The organism is Cellulomonas jepli (assembly GCF_047229345.1).
GTDB lineage: Bacteria > Actinomycetota > Actinomycetes > Actinomycetales > Cellulomonadaceae > Cellulomonas_A.
This window is the reverse complement of sequence record NZ_JBFTER010000016.1, coordinates 1-18,060: the sequence shown is the minus strand read 5'-3', so window position 1 is coordinate 18,060 and position 18,060 is coordinate 1. Positions and strand designations below refer to the sequence as shown.

Here is an 18,060-nt window from a genome sequence, read left to right as displayed (position 1 = left end):
AGGCGGCTCACAGCGACGAGTAGGAGACCACGCCCCGGCGAAGCGCTCCGACCGCGCGTCCCGCCGTCTGCCGCACGTGCGGGTCGGGTGCCGACTGCGCGAGCTGGTCGAGCAGGTCGATGACCTGCTTGCACCAGCGCACGAAGTCGCCCGCCGCGAGCTCGCTGCCGCGCAGCACCGCGTCGAGGCTGCGGCCCGCCGCCCACCGGTGGATCGACTGCACCAGGCCGAGGTCGGGCGGCGCGAGGGTCTCGAGGCGGTGCTCCCGCTCGAGGTCCTCGAGCTCCGACCAGATCCGGACGGTCTCGTCGAGCGCACGCCCGAGCGTGCCCGCCGGCCCCCCGGGGATGCCCGGCTCGGCCTCGCGGTCGTCACGCCGCGCCGAGTAGACCAGGGCGGACACCGCGGCGGCGAGGCCGGGGGCGTCGAGCTCGTCCCAGGCCCCCCGGCGCAGGCACTCGGCGAGCAGCAGGTCGTTCTCGGCGTAGAGCCGGCGCAGCCACCGGCCGTCCGGGGTCACCACGGTGCGCGTGCCGGCGCCCGGGCGTCCGGCGACCGACCCCCGGACCGGCACGGGCGGCCACGCACCGTCGCCGTCCTCCGGGGTGCCGGGCGCGCTGGCGGGCTCGGGCTCGGCGGTCGTGAGGTAGCCGAGCCGGAGCAGGACGTCGCACGTGCGGTCGAAGACCTTGGCGATCGACCCGGTGCGCCCCTCGATGCGGCGCACGAGGGAGTCGTGCTCGGCACGCAGGCGCTCCCAGCGCTCCGCCCAGCGTGCGTGCTCCTCCCGGTCGGGGCACTGGTGGCACGGGTGCGCGCGGAGCCGGCGGCGCAGCTCGTCGAGCGTGGCGTCCTCGCGGGCGCCGGACCTCCCGCGCGCCCGACGGCCCCCGTCGCGCCGCGTGCCGTCTGCGGACGGCAGCTCGACGACGAAGTCCCGCAGCGTCGCCGCGAGGTCACGCCGGGCGGCGGCGACGCGCCCGTTGAAGCCCTTGGGCACCCGCAGGTGCCCGACGGTCGTCACGCCGCTGCCGACGTCGGCGACGGCGAGCCGCCGGACCTGCCGGTCGGTCGTCAGGACCGTCGGGCGGGGACCGTCGAACCCGCCGGCCGTCCCGGGGTCGAGCACCACCGCGTGCGCGCCTCGGCGGCCCCACGGCACCTCGACGACGTCGCCGACCCGCAGGCCCTCGAGCGAGCGGACCACGTCGGCGCGCCGCGCGGCGGACGACTCCTTGGCGATCGCCCGCTCACGTGCGGTGATCGCCCGGCGGATGCCCGCGTACTCGGAGAAGTCCCCGAGGTGGCAGCTCATCGCCTTCGCGTACCCGTCGAGCGCCTCGGTGTGCGCCTGCGCCTGCCGGGCGAGCCCGACGACGCCGCGGTCCGCCTGGAACTGCGCGAACGACGTCTCGAGCACCTCGCGTGCGCGGTCCCGGCCGACCTGCGCGACGAGGTTGACGGCCATGTTGTACGTGGGCCGGAAGCTCGACTTCAGGGGGTACAGGCGCTTGGACGCGAGGCCGGCGAGGGCCACCGGGTCGAGCCCGGGGTGCTCGACGACGACCGCGTGCCCGTCGACGTCGATGCCGCGGCGCCCCGCCCGCCCGGTGAGCTGCGTGTACTCCCCCGGCGTCATGTCGACGTGGTTGGACCCGTCCCACTTCACGAGCTTCTCGAGCACGACCGAGCGGGCGGGCATGTTGATGCCGAGCGCGAGCGTCTCGGTCGCGAACACGACCCGCACGAGCCCGCGCGCGAACAGGTGCTCGACCGTCTCCTTGAACACCGGGAGCATCCCCGCGTGGTGCGCCGCGATGCCGCGAGCGAGCGCCTCGGTGAACGCCCAGTACCCGAGCACCTCGAGGTCCTCGGGCGGGATCGACGCGCACCGCTCCTCCACGACCCGCCGGATCTCGGCCTCGTGCGCCGGGGTGGTCAGCCGCAGCCCGGCCGCGAGGCACTGCGAGACGGCGCCCTCGCACCCGGCGCGCGAGAAGATGAAGAAGATGGCGGGGAGCAGCTCGGCCTGCTCGAGCACGTCGACGACCGCGAACCGCGGCGTCGGCCGGTTCCCGCCCAGCGCGTTCGACGGCCCGTGACCCCGGCCACGGAACCCGCGGTCGCCGGGACCCCGCCGGCCGCGGTGCGGTCCGTCGATGCGCTCCTGCCGGCGCAGGAGGTGCGTGATCTCCGGGTTGATCGGCGGGTTCGGCCCGGGGTCGGTCGGGTCGACCTGGCCGGCGTAGAGGTCGAGCAGGTCGCCACGGATCAGCACGTGCTGCCACAGTGGGACCGGCCGGCGCTCGCTGACGACGACCTGGGTGTCGCCGCGGACCATCGTGAGCCAGTCGCCGAACTCCTCGGCGTTCGAGACGGTGGCCGACAGCGACACGAGCTGGACGTCGTCAGGCAGGTGGATGATCACCTCCTCCCAGACCGGGCCGCGGAAGCGGTCGGCGAGGTAGTGCACCTCGTCCATCACGACGTAGCCCAGCCCGTCGAGCGCGCGCGAGCCCGCGTAGAGCATGTTCCGCAGCACCTCGGTGGTCATGACGACCACGGGCGCGTCGCCGTTGACCGAGGTGTCGCCCGTGAGCAGGCCGACATTGTCCGCGCCGTGCCGCCGCGCGAGGTCCGCGTACTTCTGGTTCGAGAGCGCCTTGATCGGGGTCGTGTAGAACGCCTTGCGCCCTGACGCGAGCGCGAGGTGCACCGCGAACTCGCCGACGACCGTCTTGCCCGCACCGGTCGGCGCCGCGACGAGCACGCCGCTGCCGCGTTCCACGGCCTCGCACGCCTCGACCTGGAACGGGTCGAGGCCGAACTCGAAGCCCTCGGCGAACCGGGCGAGCTCGGTGCGTTCCGCCGCGGTGCGCCGCCGGGCCGCCGCGTACCGCTCGGCCGGGGACGGCGCGGTCGAACCTGCTGCTGCGTGCGACGCGGGTCGCGATCGTTCGGTGCGTGCCACTCCACAACCCTAGGCGCTGGTGCCCCCGAGCACCCGGACAGCGCCCGGGTGCACGTCGGCGCGCAGCGGGAGGGGGCCGAGGCGCTCGCCGTCGGCGAACGCGTGCGGGGGCTCGGCGCCGAGCCGCTCGACGGGCTCGATCAGCACCGACCTGGAGCGCATGACCTGCACGGCGGGGTGCGTCACGTGCCGGCCGGCGTACATGCCGGGGAAGATGCGCACGACGCCGGCCTTCGTGAACGGCCCGGCGACGACGACGTCGAGCAGGCCGTCGTCGAGGACCGCGCCGGGAGCGATGTGCACGCCGCCGCCGAACCACGGGGCGTTCGCGACGGCGACGAGAGTCCCGGCGGACTCCCACACCCCGTCGTCGAGGGTCAGCCGGTAGCCGTAGGGCCGGAAGCGCGCGAGCTCGCCCGCGAGGGCGCGGACGTAGCGTGCGCTGCCCCGCGGCCAGGTGAGGGCGTTGGCGCGGGCGTTGACGGCGGCGTCGATGCCGCACGAGAGCACCCCCACGTACCATTCGCGCGCGGCGTGCTCGGGCGGGCCGGCGCTCACGGCGTCGATGGACCGGGGGCCGTGGTCGAGCCCGCGCTCGATCGCCGCGACGTGCTCCTCCACGCCGCGCTGCGGTATCCCGAGCGCCCGGGCCAGGTCGTTGCCCGTGCCGGCGGGCACGATCGCGAGCGGGAGGTCGGTGTCGGCGACGACGTTCGCGCCGAGGTGCACCATGCCGTCGCCTCCCACGACGACGAGAGCGTCGAGCCCCTCGACCGCGGCGTGGCGCGCGGCGGCACGCGCCCGCTCCGCGTCGGGGGCCGACAGGTCGACGACGATGTGCCCGCGCGTCCGCAGCCGCGCGACCGTTCCTGCTCCGACGCGCGCACCCCGCCCACGAGCCGCGGTGGGGTTCACGACGACGCCGAGGCGGCTCACGCGGCCCGTCCGGCGGCCGGGAGGCGACCGGCGGACGCGGGAGGGCGCCGGGCCGGCGGCGTGGCGCCCTGCCGGCTCATCGACGCGACCGCGGCGCGGTGCGCGCGCCGCTCACGACGTGGTCAGGCCCTCGCCGGGGACCGAGCCGTCGAGCCGCGGGAGGCCCTCCGCGAGCCGCTTGCGGTCGACGCGCCGGTCGTGCAGCAGGCAGATGCCGAGCGCCAGGAAGTAGAGCCCGCAGATGGGCAGGGCCATGACGATCATCGTCACCGCGTCCGGCGTCGGGGTCATCACCGCGGCGAAGACGAACGCCAGCAGCACCGCCCAGCGCCAGCCGTGGCCCCACGTCGCGGCCCGCACGAGCCCGGCCAGGTTGAGGCACACCATGATGACCGGGAGCACGAACGCGACGCCGAACGCCAGGATGAAGCGCATGACGAAGCTCAGGTACGTCTGGGCGTCGACGAGGTTGGTCGAGTCCTCGGGGATGAAGTCGGTGAGGACCCGGACCGCCGCGGGGAGCGTCGTCCACGCGAGGAACGAGCCGCTCAGGAACAGCGGGACGGCGGCGGCGACGAAGCCCACCGCGTAGAGCCGCTCGCGCCGGGTGAGCCCGGGGGTCACGAACGCCCACAGCTGGTAGAGCCACCACGGGCTCGTGAGGATCGCGCCGAGGAACAGCGAGACCTTGACCCGCATGTCGAACGCCGTCGCCAGGCCACCGAAGTTGACGGAGGCGGAGGCGCCACGGTCGGCCGCGGCGTCGAGCAGCGGCTCCTGGAGCGCCTCGAAGACCGGGTCGAACAGCAGCCACCCCGCGACGGCGCCGAGCACGAGCCCGCACGCCGCGAGGAAGAGCCGCTTGCGGAGCTCGAGGAGGTGCTCGCGCAGCGGCATCCGGCCGCCGGGTTCGCCCCGGCGGCGCTCAGCAGGCACGACGCGTCAGGCCCGGGGCTGGCCGCCGCCCTCGACGGGCGGCTCGGCCGGGCGCACGGGCTCCGCAGCGACGACGGGATCGGGGATCGAGCCGTTCGCGTACGGGGCGGGCGGCGTCGCGGGCGTCGTGTAGCTCGCGGGCGTCCCGGCGACCGGCGCCGCGGGGGTTCCCTTGTCCTTGTCGTCGGTGAGGTCCTTGACCTCGCTCTTGAAGATCTTCAGGGACTGGCCGACGCTGCGCGCGAGGTCGGGAAGCCGCTTCGCCCCGAACAGCAGGATGATCACGATCACCAGGATCAGGATGTGCGTGGGCTTCACAGCGTTGCCGAACATGGGGTGCTCTCCCTCGAACATCGGTGGGTCAGACGATCCTAACCCCGTCGAAGCGCTTCGACCGTCGATCCGGCGATCTGTTCAGCGGCTGTACGCCCGCCACCGTGCGTACGTCTCCTCGTGCTGCAGGCGGCGCACCGCACGCCGACCCGCGGCGGCGCGACGCAGCTCCGCGAGGCGCTCCCGGAGGACGTCCGTGTCGTCGACCAGCTGCGCGCGCACCGGCTCGGGCTGCCCCGCGGCGTCCGCGAGCGCGTCGACCTGGTCGGCGAGCCGTCCGAGCACGTCGGAGGCCTCCGCGGCCGCGGCCCCGAGGTCCTGGACCTTGCGCCAGAGGCTGCGGCCGAGGAGGACGGCGCCGGCCACGGCGGCGAGGACGAGGACCGTCCAGACGAGGAACCAGAGCATCGGGCCAGCGTAGTCGTCAGTCCGGTGCCGGGACGCGTGCCGGGCCGACGGGGGGTCAGTCCGCGAGGGGGCCGTAGGCGTCGAGGGCGGCGCGGGCGACCGCGGAGACGTCGGCGGCGGCGTCGGCGGGGCGGACCTCGAGGATGTCGTCGGCGGCCTGGAGGAGGAGGTGGCGCAGGAACGCGCGGTTGGCGATGCGCAGGTCGACCTCGAAGGTGCCGTCGTCGTGGTTGCGGACGGCCTCGACGGGGACGTTCTCGGCGACCCAGCGGCCCTGGCTGGTCAGGTGCAGGGTGACGAGACCGCCGGCGGGGTCGGGGCGGAAGACGTCGGCGTCGGCGCGCACGCGGTGGGGCCGGGCGGGTTCGTCGAGGACCTCGGCGCGCAGGATGCGGTCGACGCGGAAGAGGCGTTCGTCGTCGGCGCGCAGGCACCAGGCGAGCAGGTAGGAGCGCTCGTCGTCGGTGACGAGGCGGACGGGGTCGACGTCGCGGGTGCTGGCGACGTCGGCGGCGTTGACGTAGCGCAGGCGCAGGCGGCGGGAGTCGCGCAGTGCGGCGGAGAGGGCCTCGACGACCTCGGGGGCGCCGTCGACGGCGAGCCGGACGTCGATGGTCGCGGCTGCCTCCCCGGTGGCGGCGGTGAGCTTGGCGAGGGCGGAGGACAGGACGGCGGCGCGAGCGGGTTCGAGGCGGGGGCCGAGGGCCTCCTCCATGGCGCGCAGGGCGGCGACGAGCGCGACGGCCTCGCGGGTGCCGAGGCGCAGGGGGCGGGTCATGCCGCGGGACTCGGTGAGGCGGACGACGCCGGCCTCGTAGGACGCGGCGTCGAAGTCGATGAGGTCGTGCGGGAAGTACCCGGGGGTGCCGGTCATCCAGAGGGTGTCGACGTCGTCGATGACCTGCGCGGGGGTGACGCCGAACTGCTCGGCGACCTGCTCGACGGGGACGCCGGCGTGGCGGTCGAGGTAGGTGATCATGCCGAGCATGCGCAGGAGGCGGTCGCTCGCGCGTTCAGCCATGGTCGGCCCCCCGGGTGACGAGCTCGGCGGCGGTGCGCAGGAGGCGCAGGACGGTCGCGCGCAGGGGTTCGGGGGCGAGCACGACGACGGCGTCGCCGTAGCCGACGATCTCCTCGGCGAGGTCCCACAGGGCGGTGAAGGGGATGCGGACGACGTCGCGGTCGGCGAGGACGGCGGCGACGCGCGGGTCGGCGAGGTCGACGTCGTCGGGCGTGGTGGCGGGGGTGCGGACGGCGCGCACGCGCAGCGCCTCGGCGCGCTCGGGGCGGATGGCGAGGGTCGCGATGCGCTCCTCCCCCGCGGCCCAGCTGTGCAGGGCGGTGCCGAGGCGCGCGGGGTCCGGCTCGGGGAACGCGCCGGGGGCGCCGACGGTGCGGACCTTGCCCTCGATGCGGCTGAGCCGGAAGGAGCGGGGGGCGTCGCGGTCGCGGTCGTGGCCGACGAGGAACCAGCCGCCGCGCCGGGCGAGGAGCTTCCAGGGTTCGACGACGCGCTCGCGGACCTCCCCGGTGCTCGCGGCGCGGTAGGTGAAGCGGACGGCCTGGCGGGCGTGCACGGCGTCGAGCAGCGGGCCGAACGCTCCCCCGGCGGCGCGCACGCGGGGGGCGAGCCCGGCGACGAGGTCGGACGCCTCGGGGGCGTCGCCGACGGCGCGGAGCTTGGTCAGGGCCCGCTCGGTGTCGGTGCGCACGGACTTGTCCTGCCAGAACTCCGAGGCGAGCGAGAGCACCCCGAGCTCGGCGGCGGTCAGGTCGACGGGCGGGAGGGCGTAGGCCTCCTGGTCGATCCGGTACCCGATGTCGTCGCCGTGCCCGGCGCCGGTGACGGTGAGCACGGGGATGCCGAGGTCACGGAGCGTGTCCTTGTCGCGCTCGAACATGCGTTCGAACGCGTCGTCGGACGGGGCGTCGGCGTACCCCGCGACGCTGCGACGGATCTGCTCCTTCGTCATGCGCCCCGAGGTGTTCACCAGGGCGATGACGAGGTTGAGCAGCCGTTCGGCGGGGTGGATCTGGTCGGGCATCGGCTCCACCGTAGTCGCCGGTAGCCTGCAGCGGTGATCACGTGGCGTGCGGGTGTCGTGGTGTCGGGCGGCGCGTCGTGGCCGGGGGCGGTCGAGATGCAGGTCGAGCTCGAGGGCGAGCCGGTCGGCGGGCTCCCCGCGGACGGGCGGGTGCGGGCGCTCGCGTACCCGGGCCTCGTCGGGGAGCCGCAGGTCGGCGACCGGGTGCTGCTCAACGTGTCGGCGCTCGCGCGCGGGCTCGGGACGGGCGGCTACGCGATGGTCGCCGCGCTCGCGGACCGCGTGCCCGCCGACCCCCCGGCCGGGCCGGGGCACCTGGTCAAGGCCCGGTACACCCCGCTGCAGGCCACGGTGCTCGGCGTCGACGACCAGGAGTCCGCGCACCACGAGGTGCTGCGCGACGCGGACGACCTCGCCGGGCTGCCCGTCGTGGTCGCGGACCTGCACTCGGCGCTGCCGGCCGTCGTCGCGGGCGCCCGGCACTCCGCGGCGCTGCACGGGCGGCCCGAGCCGCGCGTCGTCTACGTGATGACGGACGGCGGCGCCCTGCCGGCGTGGTTCTCCCGGACGGTCGCGGGGCTGCGCGACGCGGGCTGGATCGAGGCGTGCGTGACGACCGGGCAGGCGTTCGGGGGCGACCTCGAGGCCGTCACGGTGCACACGGGCCTGCTCGCGGCCCGGCTCGTCGCCGGCGCGGACCTCGCCGTCGTCGCGCAGGGGCCGGGCAACCTGGGCACCGGGACGCGCTGGGGATTCTCCGGGGTCGCCGCCGGCGAGGCCGTGAACGCCGCCGGGGTGCTCGGCGGGCGCGCCGTGGCGTCGCTGCGGGTCTCCGGGGCGGACGCGCGCGAGCGCCACCTCGGCGTCTCGCACCACTCCACGACCGCGTACGGGCGGGTGGCGCTCTCGCCCGCCGACGTCGTCGTCCCCGGGCTCGCGGCCGCCGGGGCGGGGCTCGACGAGCTCGACGCCCGGGTGCGTGCGCAGACCCGGGTCCTCGCCGCTCCCACGGGGCGGCACCGGCTCGTCGACGTGCCGACCGGGCCGGACCTGCTCGAGGCGCTGCGCGGGACGCCCGTGCGGCTCTCCACGATGGGGCGCGGGCTCGACAGGGACCCGGCGTCGTTCCTCGCCGTCGCGGCCGCCGGGGTGCACGCCGAGCGGCTCGCTGCGGGGTCCGCGAGCGCCTGAGCGGGCCGGGGCGGGCCCGGCGCGGTCGTCGCGCGGGAGTGCGGGAGCACGACGGGCGGCCGCCGGCGTGACGCCGGGTCCCGCTACCAGGCGCGAAGCGGGGTGCGGGGTGCGGCCACCGGGCGTGCAGCCGGGTGGGGCCGCCAGGCAGGCCCCGGTCGTCCGGCGGGGTGCGTGGCGCCGGAGGCTTGCGGTCAGTCGTCGCGCGGGGTGCGGGAGTGCAGGGCGACGAGGGTCGCGAAGCGCCGGGCCTGCGCGTCGGCGTACGCGCCGTCGGAGCGCTGCACGCCCATGACGGCGAGGGTGTCGCCGTCGGCGAGGTCGAGCTGCACCCAGGGGCGGCCCTGGCCGAACCGCACGGAGACGATCTCGGCCCAGGTGAGCCGCCGGGTGAGCAGCAGGTTGCGGACGGTCACGCCGTCGCGGTCGACGCGCGCCTGGACGCTGGCCTGCCGCCAGCAGAACCAGGCGATCCCGGCGCCGAGCAGCCCCATGCCGAGCTGGTCCCCGAACGACTCGCCCTCGGGCCCGATGGACGGCAGGGCGACGACGAGGGCGGCGGTGAGCCCGAGGACGAGGACCATGAGCGCGAGCGTGACGAGGCGCGCGAGCCGCGGACGGAACGTCGCGTAGAGCTCGGCGATGCGGTCGGCGTGGGGTCCGGCGTCGGGGTCGCCGCTGGTCATGCTCCCTCTCCTGGGGCGGTGTGCCGCGGGGTCAGAGCCGGCACGCGTGGATCGACGTCACCAGGATCGCGCGCGCGCCCACGTCGTACAACGCGTCCATGACGCGGTTGGTCTCGTCGCGCCGCACCATGGCGCGCACGGCGGCCCACTCGCGGTTGTGCAGCGGGGACACGGTCGGGGACTCGAGCCCCGGGGTGATCGCGACGGCCTGGTCGACGAGCGCGAGCGGGACGTCGTAGTCCATGAGGACGTACTGCTGGGCGGTCAGGACGCCCTGGATCCGGCGGGTCAGCACGTCGAGCCCGGCGGGCTCCTCGCCGTCGGCGCGGCGCACCAGGACGGCCTCGGAGCGCAGGATCGGCTCCCCGAAGATCTCCAGGCCGGCGGCGCGCAGCGTGGTGCCGGTCTCGACGACGTCGGCGATGACGTCGGCGACACCGAGGCGGATCGCCGTCTCGACCGCCCCGTCGAGGCGCACGATCCCGGAGACCTCGACGCCGCGCTCGCGCAGGTAGTCGGCGACGAGCACCGGGTAGGAGGTCGCGACGCGGTGCCCGGCGATCTGGGCGATGTCGGTGAGCTGGCCGGCGGGGGCGGCGAAGCGGAACGTCGAGCGCGCGAAGCCGAGGCGGAGGTGCTCGGTCGCGGTCGAGGCGGAGTCGAGCAGGAGGTCCCGGCCGGTGATGCCGACGTCGACGGTCCCCTCCCCCACGTACACCGCGATGTCGCGGGGCCGCAGGAAGAAGAACTCCACGTCGTTGTCGGGGTCGGGCAGCACGAGCTCGCGGGAGTCGCGGCGCTGGCGGTAGCCGGCCTCGCGGAGCAGGTCGGCGGCGGGCTCGGACAGGGAGCCCTTGTTGGGGACGGCGATCCTCAGCACGTGGTCCTCACGGGGTGGTTCGGTCGGGTGGCGGCCCGGGCGCGCGGCGGGTGCGCGGCTGTCCGGGCCGGGGTCGTGCGGGCGGCTCAGAGGTGGGCGTAGACGTCCTCGAGCGTGAGGCCGCGCGCGAGCATGAGGACCTGCAGGTGGTAGAGCAGCTGCGAGATCTCCTCGGCGGTGCGCTCGTCGCCCTCGTGCTCGGCGGCCATCCACACCTCGGCGGCCTCCTCGACGATCTTCTTGCCGATCGCGTGGACGCCGGCGTCGAGCTCGGCGACGGTTCCGGATCCTGCGGGGCGGGTGGTGGCCTTCTCGGCCAGCTCGGCGAACAGCGAGTCGAACGTCTTCACGCGCTGAGCCTAGACGCCCGCGCGCTCGGGGGCGGGCGCGTCCACCGCGAGCGTGCCCGCCCCGGCCGACGCGGTGACCTCCTGGGCCTGCCCGGTGCGCTGGGCGCGGACCCACACGGTGAACCCGTAGAGCACGACTCCCCCGTACACGGCGTAGAGCACGGCCGACGGGTAGTACCCGGCGCGCAGCAGCAGCGGGACGCCGACGGCGTCGACCGCGATCCACACGAGCCAGAACTCCGTCCACCCGCGGGCCATGCCGTAGGTCGCCAGCAGGCTGCCGGTGAAGATCCACGCGTCGGCCCACGGTCCCCACGAGCCGAGGGCCTGGAAGACGAGAGCGGTGACGACGGTCCCGACGACGGCGGCGACGAGCAGCTGGACGCGGCCGCGCGTGCCCGCCCAGGACGGCACGATCGCCGGGCCGTCGCCGGCGCCGCGGGCCTGGCGCCAGCGCACCCACCCGTAGACCGCGACGACCACGAAGAAGACCTGCCGCCCGGCCTGCCCGTACAGGTCCTTGGCCTGCGGGGTGTCGAAGACCCCGCCCAGGAACACCGTGAACAGCAGGACGTTCCCGACGATGCCGACGGGCCACGCCCACACCCGCCGGCGCAGGCCGCCCACCGCGGACGCGAGCCCGAACAGGTTGCCGACGACCTCGCGGACGAGGATGGGCGCGCCCGCGACGACGAGCTGGGCGTCGAAGAGCCAGTCGATCACCGGGCCCCCCCGAGCGGCGCCCCGAGCGACCCGCGCAGCGCGACGACGGTCGCGACCGCGGCCTGCGCGGCCTCGGCGCCCTTGTCCTCGTGCGACCCCGGCAGGCCCGCGCGGTCGAGGGCCTGGGCCTCGTCGTCGCACGTGAGGACCCCGAAGCCGACCGGGACGCCGGTGCGGACCGCGACGTCGGTCAGCCCGAGGGTCGCGGCCTGGCACACGTAGTCGAAGTGCGGTGTCCCCCCGCGGATGACGACGCCGAGCGCGACGACGGCGTCCGCGCCGTGCTCGGCCGCGTGCTTCGCGGCGACGGGGAGCTCGAACGTGCCCGGGACCCGCACGAGGGTCACGTCGCTCACGTGGGCGTCCGCGAGCGCGCGCTGCGCGCCGGCGAGCAGGCCGTCCATGACGACGGTGTGCCAGCTCGCGGCGACGACGACGACGCGCAGCCCGCTGCCGTCGACGGTGAGGGTGGGGGCTCCGGCGCCGCTCATGCGGGGGTCTCCTGGTTCGTGGGGGTCGGGACGGGGGTGGGGACGGTGCTGGCCGTGGGTCGGGTCGCGCCGTCGAGGACGTGGTCGGCGGTGTCGGTGCCCGGCCGCGGCGGGGAGGCGTGCACCGGGTCGACGTGCACCGGGTCGACGTGCACGGGCTCGACGGTGCGGGGCCGAGCGTCGGGGGCGGGCATCCCGCGGGCGTCGAGGCCGGGCAGCACGTGGCCCATGGCGCTGGCCTTGGTGCGCAGGTAGGCCTCGTTGTGCGGGGTGCGGCCCACCTCGAGGCCGCGGACCTCGGTGACGGCGACGCCGTGGGCCTGCAGCCCGGTGACCTTCGCGGGGTTGTTCGTCAGGAGCCGCACGCGGGTCACCCCGAGGTCGGTGAGGATCGCGGCGGCGGCGCCGTACTCGCGGCGGTCCGCGGGCCAGCCGAGGTCGAGGTTCGCCTCGACGGTGTCGCGGCCCTCGTCCTGCAGCGCGTAGGCGGCGACCTTCGCGAGCAGGCCGATGCCGCGGCCCTCGTGCCCGCGCAGGTAGACGACCGCGCCGCCGTCGCGGGCCGCGAGCGCGAGGGCGGCGTCGAGCTGGGGGCCGCAGTCGCAGCGGGCGGACCCGAAGGCGTCGCCCGTGAGGCACTCGGAGTGCACCCGCACGACGGGGACGTCGGCGAGGCCCGCGGTCGAGACGAGCGCGACGTGCTCGGCGCCGGTGCGCAGGTCGCGGTACCCGTGGATGCGGAAGTCCCCGTGGCGGGTCGGCAGGTACGCGGTGTGGGTCGGGTGCACGCGGGGCTGGGTGGGCGCGTGCGGGGCGCCGGCCCGGCCGGCGGCGTCCGGTGCCTCGACGGGGTCGTGGGTGCGTCGCCAGGCGACGAGGTCCTCGATGGTGAGCAGCACGAGCCCCTCGCGCTCCGCGAGACCGGCGGCCTCGGGGAGGCGGACCATCGTGCCGTCGTCGTTGACGAGCTCGGCGATCGCGCCGACGGGCTCGAGACCCGCGAGGCGGCACAGGTCGACGGCGGCCTCGGTGTGCCCGGCCCGGTGCAGCACGCCGCCGGGGACGGCCCGCAGCGGCAGGACGTGTCCGGGGCGGATGAGGGACTCGGGGCCCGACGCGGGGTCCGCGAGGGTGCGCAGCGTGTGCGCGCGGTCCGCGGCGGAGATGCCGGTCGTGACCCCGCGCGCGGCGTCGACCGTGACGGTGTAGGCGGTGCGGCGCGGGTCCTCGCTGCGCGGGACCATGAGCGGGAGCTCGAGGGCGTCGGCGCGCGCGGCGGGCATGGGCGCGCACAGGTAGCCCGAGGAGTGCCGGATCGTCCAGGCGACCCACTCGGGGGTCGCGGACTGCGCGGCGAGGATGACGTCGGCCTCGTTCTCCCGCTCCGGGGAGTCGGCGACGAGCACCGGCCGGCCGGCGCGCAGCGCCTCGAGCGCGTCCTCGACGGTGCCGAGGCGCACGGGCGCGCTCACCGGCTCACCCTGCCGGTCGCCGTGCCGGTCGCGAGCAGGCGCTCGACGTACTTCGCGAGCACGTCGACCTCGAGGTTCACGCGCGAGCCGGGCGCGAGGCCGCCGAGCGTGGTCGCCTCGAGCGTCGTGGGGATGAGCGAGACGCCGAACGCGTCGTCGGACACGTGCGTGACCGTCAGGGAGACCCCGGAGACGGTGATCGACCCCTTCTCCGCGACGTACCGCGCGAGGTGCGGGTCGAGCTCGACCTCCACGTCGTCCCACCGCGGTCCGGGCCGGCGGGCGCGGATGGTCCCGACCCCGTCGACGTGCCCCTGCACGACGTGCCCGCCGAGGCGTGCGTCGGCCCGCAGGGCGCGCTCCAGGTTCACCGGGCTGCCGGCGACCAGGTCGCCGAGGGCGGTGCGGCGCAGCGACTCGGGCATGACGTCGACGGTGAACGTGCCGTCGTCACCGAGGGCGGCGACCGTGAGGCACACCCCGGACACCGCGATGGAGTCCCCGAGGCGCGCGTCGGACGCGACGAGCGGCCCCCGGACCGTCAGGCGGGCGTCCGCCTCGCCGCCGCCCGCGGTGCCGTCGTGGGCGCCGGGCTCGACCGCGACGACCGCGCCGACCTCCTCGACGATGCCTGTGAACATCAGCTCTCCTCGTTGGTCGTGCTCGTGCCGGTCAGGGGTGCGGGGGCGTCCGGGGTCGCCACGACGAGGACGTCGGGCCCGAGGTGGACCACCTCGCGGGGGGTCAGGCGCAGCGCGCCCGCGATCGTGGTGACGCCGAGGTCCGCGAGCGCGGGCCGCCCGGCGCCGAGCAGGACGGGTGCGACGTACGCGTGCACCTCGTCGACGAGGCCGGCGCGCAGGAACGCCGCGGCGAGCATCGGGCCGCCCTCGACGAGGACGTGCCGCACCTCGCGCCCGTGCAGGACGCGCAGCACCTCGTGGGGGTCGTGGGCGCGCACGTGCACGAGCTCGCCGCCGGGGCCGTGCAGGCGCGCGCCGGCGGGCAGGTCACGGTGCCCGACGACGACGCGCAGCGGCTGGTGGTGCGTCAGGGCACCGTCCGCGGTGCGGGCGGTCAGCGAGGGGTCGTCGGTGAGCGCGGTGCCCGTGCCGACGACGATCGCGTCGACCTCGGCGCGCAGGTCGTGCGCGTGCCGGCGGGACTGGGCGGAGGTGATCCAGCGGCTCGACCCGTCCGCGGCGGCGACGCGACCGTCGAGGCTCGTGGCGAACTTGAGCGTGACGAACGGGCGTGCGCGCTCGACGGCGGGCAGCCAGGCCCCGAGGGTCTGCCGGCCCTGCTCGGCGAGCACGCCCACGTGGACGTCCACGCCCGCGGCGCGCAGGCGGTCCGCTCCCCCGGCGGCCTGCGGGTTCGGGTCGGCCACGGACACCACGACGCGGGCGACCCCCGCGTCGAGGAGCGCGACGCTGCACGGGCCGGTGCGGCCCGTGTGGTCGCACGGCTCGAGGGTCACCACGGCGGTCGCGCCGCGCACGTCGTGGCCGCGGCGGCGGGCGTCGGCCAGGGCCGCGACCTTGGCGTGCGCGGTCCCGGCACCCCGGTGCCAGCCCTCGCCGAGGACGGCGGCCGGGTCCGGCGCTCCCGACGGGTCGAGGGTGGCGCCCGGCGCGAGGAGCACGCAGGCGACCCGCGGGTTCGGCCCGTGGGCGGGTCCCCGGCGGGCGAGGTCGAGGGCGTGGCGCATCGCGGCGGTCTCCGCGGGGGTCGCGGCCGCGGGGGTCATGGCCGCGCGGGTCATGGCCGCGCCCGGTGCGGGGCGTGTCGCGGCGGGCTCCGCGGGAGCGCCCGGCGCGGGACGGGGCGCCCCGGTGCGGGCGGGCGTGCCGAGGAGCGTCGCGCCGTGGTGGGTCTCGGTGCCCATCGCCGTCCTCCCGTGCCGGTCAGGGCTCCGGGGTCTCGGCGGAGGACGACCCCAGGGGTCGCCGCTGCCACGTGCACGCGACCGTCGGCCGCGGGCACGCCACGTCTCCTCCCATCCGGACTTTCACCGTCGGTCCCGGAGTTCCACCAGGTCAACCGCTCGGCTCACGAGGAGCCTCACGGGTCGCGGACTGTCACCGCCGGCTCGGAATTGCACCGACCCCGGAGCACGTGTGTGCGTGTTCTTGCTGAGCAACGATCATGGCACACCCCGCATTCCCGCCCGCCGGGGTGTCCGGGTGCCGACACTCCCCCGCCCCGGGCGCGCGGGACCGTGACCCGGTCCCCCGTCCCGCCGTGCGGGCCGCCCCGCCGTCGACGCCGTGCGCGGACGCTCAGGCCGCGCCGGACACGCTGCGCCGGTCGCGTCGGCCCGGACCGGCTCGGCCGGACAGGGCCCGCCGACAGGCTGCGCCGGTCACGCTGCGCCGACAGACTGCGCCAGTCACCCGGCGCCGGACACGCCGCGCCAGTCAGGCCGAGCCGGGCACGCCGCGCCGGTCACTGCCCAGCGCGCAGCCCCTGCTCCGCGAGGTCGCGCAGCGCGGCGATCTCCGCCGCGACGTCGTCGGCCCCGTAGACCGCCGACCCGGCGACGAAGACGTTCGCCCCCGCCGCGGCGACGCGCTCGATCGTGCTGCGCGACACCCCGCCGTCGACCTGGATCCACGTGTCCGCGCCGGCCGCGGTGATCGCCGCGCGGGCCCGGCGGATCTTCGGGAGCGTGCCCTCGATGAACGTCTGGCCACCGAACCCCGGCTCGACCGTCATCACGAGGATCATGTCGAGCTCGTCGAGCAGGTCGAGGTACGGCTCGACGGGCGTCGCGGGCCGCACCGCCACCGCGGCGCGCGCCCCGAGGGAGCGCAGCTCGCGGGCGAGGCGCACCGGAGCCTGGGCGGCCTCCGCGTGGAACGTCACGGACGCGGCACCCGCCTCCGCGAACGCGGGCGCCCACCGGTCCGGGTCCTCGATCATCAGGTGCACGTCGACCGGGACCGGCGAGGCCTCGACGAGCCGCTGCACGACCGGCAGGCCGATCGTGAGGTTCGGCACGAAGTGGTTGTCCATCACGTCGACGTGCGCGTAGTCCGCGCCCGCGATCGCGGCGAGGTCACGCTCGAGGTTGGCGAAGTCGGCGGACAGGATGCTCGGGTTGATCAGCGCGCGCACCCGGTCAGCCTAGTCACGAGGCAGCACCGCACGCCGACCGGCGGCCCCCGGCCCCCGCGCCGTGGCGCCCCGGGCCGCCTCCCCGGTCAGGACGTGCGCCGCAGCAGCGTCAGGTGCATGGCGTCGGTCCCGTGCACGTGCGGCCACAGCTGAACGTCGTCGCGCTCCGGCAGCTCGATCGCGGGCGCCACGGCCAGGACCGCCGCACGGGCGTCGAGGACCTCGACCCCGTCGCCGGCCTTCGTGCGCGCCCGGACGACGTCCTTGACGACGAGCTGGGTCTCCGCGAGGTGCGGGGAGCACGTCACGTAGGCCACGACGCCGCCGACGCGGACGGCCGCCAGCGCCGACGTGAGCAGCGCACGCTGCAGCTCGGCGAGTCCGGCGAGGTCGGCCGGGGTCCGCCGCCAGCGTGACTCGGGGCGCCGGCGCAGCGCCCCCAGGCCGGTGCACGGTGCGTCGACGAGGACCCGGTCGTAGGCGCCCGGCTCGTCGGTGCCCAGCGTGCGCCCGTCGCCGGTGCGGACCTGCTCGACCGCCCCCGCGGGGAGGCCGGCGACGGCCTGCTCGACGAGGCGCGCGCGGTGCGGCTGCACCTCGTTGGCGACGAGCCGGGCCCCACGCTGCGCGGCGACCGCACCGAGCAGGGCCGCCTTGCCCCCGGGTCCCGCGCACAGGTCGAGCCATCGCTCGTCCGGGCCGTCGAGCGGGGCACCGGTGAGCGCGAGGGTCACGAGCTGGCTGCCCTCGTCCTGCACCCCTGCCCGCCCGTCGCGGACCGCGGCCAGCGCCGCGGGGTCGCCGCCGCCGTCGAGCACGAGCGCAGTCGGGGCCCACCGGCCCGGGCGGGCGCCGGCGTCCGCGGCGAGCTCGCCGGGGTCGACCAGGCCGGGGCGGGCGACGAGCGTCACGTGCGGGGCCTCGTTGTCCGCCCGCAGGAGGTCCTCGAGCTCGCCGACCGGGCGCCCGGACCCGGCGAGGGCCTCACGCAGCGCGCGCACGACCCAGGCCGGGTGGCTCTGCGTGACCGCGAGCCGCGTGGTGTCGTCGGCGGGCTGGGCCGCCTCGGCGACGCGGTCGAGCCACGTCTCGAGCGGCTCGCGCGACGCGGCACGCAGGACGGCGTTGACGAACTGCGACGCGCCGGTCCCGGCGCGCTCGCGGGCCAGGCCGACGGTCTCCGAGACGGCAGCGTGCGCGGGCACCCGCATCCCGAGCACCTGGTGCATCCCCAGGCGCAGGAGGTCGAGCACCGGCGGGTCGATCGACGCCGCGGGACGCGACGCGCACAGCTCGATCACGGCGTCGTAGCGCCCGCGCAGCCGCAGCGTCCCGTAGGCGAGCTCGGTCGCGAACGCCGCGTCGCGCCCGGCGACGCGGCGCTCGCGCAGCAGCGGCGGCAGCACCAGGTTGGCGTAGGAGTCGCTCGTGTCGACGGCCCGCAGGACGTCGTACGCGGCGCCGCGCGCGGGGTCGCCCGCGCGCCGACGGGCCGACGGCGCCGCGGCCGTCCGGGAG

Annotated in this window: 18 protein-coding genes and 1 riboswitch; of the genes, 1 reads left to right on the top strand and 17 read right to left on the bottom strand. The window is 76.5% G+C overall.

Going from position 1 to position 18,060, the window contains the following annotated elements; genetic code table 11:
* Positions 1 to 7 precede the first annotated feature (7 nt).
* The 7 genes from AB6N24_RS05920 to AB6N24_RS05890 form a co-directional block, all read right to left on the bottom strand.
* On the bottom strand, positions 8 to 2,971 hold the full coding sequence (locus AB6N24_RS05920; protein WP_412868496.1) for a DEAD/DEAH box helicase: 2,964 nt from the start codon (positions 2,969 to 2,971) through the stop codon (positions 8 to 10).
* Positions 2,972 to 2,980: 9 nt separating this feature from the next.
* Positions 2,981 to 3,907: a diacylglycerol/lipid kinase family protein gene (locus AB6N24_RS05915; protein WP_412868495.1), complete on the bottom strand. Its 927-nt coding sequence runs from the start codon at positions 3,905 to 3,907 to the stop codon at positions 2,981 to 2,983.
* Between the two features lie 111 nt (positions 3,908 to 4,018).
* Positions 4,019 to 4,804 (bottom strand): twin-arginine translocase subunit TatC, encoded by a 786-nt coding sequence (gene tatC / locus AB6N24_RS05910; RefSeq protein ID WP_412868494.1) that lies wholly within the window; start codon positions 4,802 to 4,804, stop codon positions 4,019 to 4,021.
* Between the two features lie 45 nt (positions 4,805 to 4,849).
* Positions 4,850 to 5,176: a Sec-independent protein translocase subunit TatA gene (gene tatA / locus AB6N24_RS05905; RefSeq protein WP_412868493.1), complete on the bottom strand. Its 327-nt coding sequence runs from the start codon at positions 5,174 to 5,176 to the stop codon at positions 4,850 to 4,852.
* Between the two features lie 81 nt (positions 5,177 to 5,257).
* The gene (locus AB6N24_RS05900; RefSeq protein WP_412868492.1) at positions 5,258 to 5,584 is read right to left on the bottom strand and encodes a hypothetical protein; all 327 of its coding nucleotides are present in this window, start codon (positions 5,582 to 5,584) and stop codon (positions 5,258 to 5,260) included.
* A gap of 55 nt (positions 5,585 to 5,639) precedes the next feature.
* Positions 5,640 to 6,605 (bottom strand): helix-turn-helix transcriptional regulator, encoded by a 966-nt coding sequence (locus AB6N24_RS05895; RefSeq protein WP_412868491.1) that lies wholly within the window; start codon positions 6,603 to 6,605, stop codon positions 5,640 to 5,642.
* Positions 6,598 to 7,629: a helix-turn-helix transcriptional regulator gene (locus AB6N24_RS05890; protein WP_412868490.1), complete on the bottom strand. Its 1,032-nt coding sequence runs from the start codon at positions 7,627 to 7,629 to the stop codon at positions 6,598 to 6,600. Before AB6N24_RS05890 ends, AB6N24_RS05895 begins: the two co-directional genes overlap by 8 nt.
* Positions 7,630 to 7,662: 33 nt before the next feature.
* On the opposite strand from AB6N24_RS05890, the gene AB6N24_RS05885 reads away from it, so the two are divergent.
* Complete coding sequence (locus AB6N24_RS05885) at positions 7,663 to 8,820, top strand: DUF3866 family protein (protein WP_412868489.1); 1,158 nt, start codon at positions 7,663 to 7,665, stop codon at positions 8,818 to 8,820.
* Between the two features lie 194 nt (positions 8,821 to 9,014).
* On the opposite strand, the gene AB6N24_RS05880 is transcribed toward AB6N24_RS05885, so the two are convergent.
* The 10 genes from AB6N24_RS05880 to AB6N24_RS05835 all read right to left on the bottom strand — a co-directional run.
* A complete protein-coding gene (locus AB6N24_RS05880; RefSeq protein WP_412868488.1) occupies positions 9,015 to 9,506 on the bottom strand; it encodes a PH domain-containing protein in 492 nt (163 codons plus the stop codon).
* A 31-nt stretch (positions 9,507 to 9,537) separates the two neighbouring features.
* Positions 9,538 to 10,386 (bottom strand): ATP phosphoribosyltransferase, encoded by an 849-nt coding sequence (gene hisG / locus AB6N24_RS05875; RefSeq protein ID WP_412868487.1) that lies wholly within the window; start codon positions 10,384 to 10,386, stop codon positions 9,538 to 9,540.
* A gap of 86 nt (positions 10,387 to 10,472) precedes the next feature.
* Positions 10,473 to 10,736, bottom strand: coding sequence for a phosphoribosyl-ATP diphosphatase (locus AB6N24_RS05870; RefSeq protein WP_258723153.1), 264 nt, complete (start codon positions 10,734 to 10,736; stop codon positions 10,473 to 10,475).
* A 9-nt stretch (positions 10,737 to 10,745) separates the two neighbouring features.
* Positions 10,746 to 11,456: a nicotinamide riboside transporter PnuC gene (gene pnuC / locus AB6N24_RS05865; protein WP_412868532.1), complete on the bottom strand. Its 711-nt coding sequence runs from the start codon at positions 11,454 to 11,456 to the stop codon at positions 10,746 to 10,748.
* Complete coding sequence (gene ribH / locus AB6N24_RS05860) at positions 11,456 to 11,950, bottom strand: 6,7-dimethyl-8-ribityllumazine synthase (RefSeq protein ID WP_412868486.1); 495 nt, start codon at positions 11,948 to 11,950, stop codon at positions 11,456 to 11,458. Before ribH ends, pnuC begins: the two co-directional genes overlap by 1 nt.
* The gene (gene ribB / locus AB6N24_RS05855; RefSeq protein ID WP_412868485.1) at positions 11,947 to 13,422 is read right to left on the bottom strand and encodes a 3,4-dihydroxy-2-butanone-4-phosphate synthase; all 1,476 of its coding nucleotides are present in this window, start codon (positions 13,420 to 13,422) and stop codon (positions 11,947 to 11,949) included. The genes ribH and ribB overlap by 4 nt, the downstream gene beginning before the upstream one ends.
* Entirely contained in the window at positions 13,419 to 14,063 is a 645-nt protein-coding gene (locus AB6N24_RS05850) for a riboflavin synthase (RefSeq protein ID WP_412868484.1), read from the bottom strand. The genes ribB and AB6N24_RS05850 overlap by 4 nt, the downstream gene beginning before the upstream one ends.
* The gene (gene ribD, locus AB6N24_RS05845) at positions 14,063 to 15,187 is read right to left on the bottom strand and encodes a bifunctional diaminohydroxyphosphoribosylaminopyrimidine deaminase/5-amino-6-(5-phosphoribosylamino)uracil reductase RibD (protein WP_412868531.1); all 1,125 of its coding nucleotides are present in this window, start codon (positions 15,185 to 15,187) and stop codon (positions 14,063 to 14,065) included. The genes AB6N24_RS05850 and ribD overlap by 1 nt, the downstream gene beginning before the upstream one ends.
* A gap of 222 nt (positions 15,188 to 15,409) precedes the next feature.
* A riboswitch (FMN riboswitch) is annotated at positions 15,410 to 15,544 on the bottom strand.
* A 326-nt stretch (positions 15,545 to 15,870) separates the two neighbouring features.
* On the bottom strand, positions 15,871 to 16,542 hold the full coding sequence (gene rpe, locus AB6N24_RS05840) for a ribulose-phosphate 3-epimerase (RefSeq protein ID WP_412868483.1): 672 nt from the start codon (positions 16,540 to 16,542) through the stop codon (positions 15,871 to 15,873).
* Positions 16,543 to 16,628: 86 nt separating this feature from the next.
* A partial coding sequence (locus AB6N24_RS05835; RefSeq protein ID WP_412868482.1) for an RsmB/NOP family class I SAM-dependent RNA methyltransferase occupies positions 16,629 to 18,060 on the bottom strand: 1,432 nt, incomplete at its 5' end.